Here is a 1,018-nt window from a genome sequence, read left to right as displayed (position 1 = left end):
GGGCATTTTGTGGCAGTGTTTGAGGACATTGACCAATTCATCAAAGATTTCAAAAGAGGGGGCGACTCAGACACCACGCAAAAGTTAGTTGTCTTAGAAGCGCAAATCCCAACACCACAAACACCGCAAGAAACATCTTCTCCCACTCCACAACAAGAACCGCCCAAAGCAAGGACACAAGAGGTGATACAGAACGAACTAGAAACCCTAAGGACCTATCATGGGCAGATTGTAGACTTACACACCCCAGATCACATTTTCATAAAAGTGCTCTTAAAAGATATTCTACACTACCCCACAGGGCATATCAAAGTATTGTTTAAGATCACAGCACAAGAACAAAAGGTGGTGCAAGCCGAGCTGGAATGGGCTAAAAAATGCCCTAACTTTTTTGAAGACTTTAAAAAATACTCCAAACACCCTCCCACTGCAGAGTTACTAGAAAAATGCTTTACCCAAATTTTTCAAAGTTTAGAGCAGTTTGAGAAAATGATTAAAATTTCCCAGTTTCATACAGAAGCACAAAAAAGAGAAGTCCAAAGTTACCACGGGTGTTTGGGAGAATTTTTTGAAGATGAACAGCCACAACACAACTTTAGAAAGGTCAAATTAGTGGATACGAGATTTTCTCAAACAAGCACAATGGTGCTAGGCTTGTTTGAGATTATCGAAGGCACCGACAAAGATTTTTACATAGCAGGGGAGCATAAGCTTTACATTGAGAAGTTTAACCAGAACGGGCAAGAATACTTTACGCATGTCTTTGCAAGTCCCCAAGACTTTATAAACAAAATATATACTTTCATCAAATCATTATTTTAGCTACAACATAATTCCCCATAACTACGACATAAACCAAAACCCGCACTCTAGCATGCCCTCATCGCTTTTAGAGCCTTTTATAAGCTTAAACATATTTAAGGTTTTCTCCACAAACAGCCCAAACCCATAAATCAATATTAAATCAATATAAATAGAATTTTAGCCCCCACGGCGTTTGAGTGGCAAATTATGCAAA

Annotated in this window: 1 pseudogene; it reads left to right on the top strand. The window is 38.9% G+C overall.

Annotated features, from left to right (window positions below):
- Positions 1-822 (top strand): annotated as a pseudogene (locus tag QSJ47_RS08110) (hypothetical protein); the annotation flags it as partial.
- Between the last annotated feature and the right edge of the window lie 196 nt (positions 823-1,018).

The sequence above is a fragment of the Helicobacter sp. NHP22-001 genome (assembly GCF_030270165.1).
Lineage (GTDB): Bacteria > Campylobacterota > Campylobacteria > Campylobacterales > Helicobacteraceae > Helicobacter > Helicobacter gastrofelis.
This window is presented reverse-complemented; position numbering and strand designations above follow the sequence as displayed.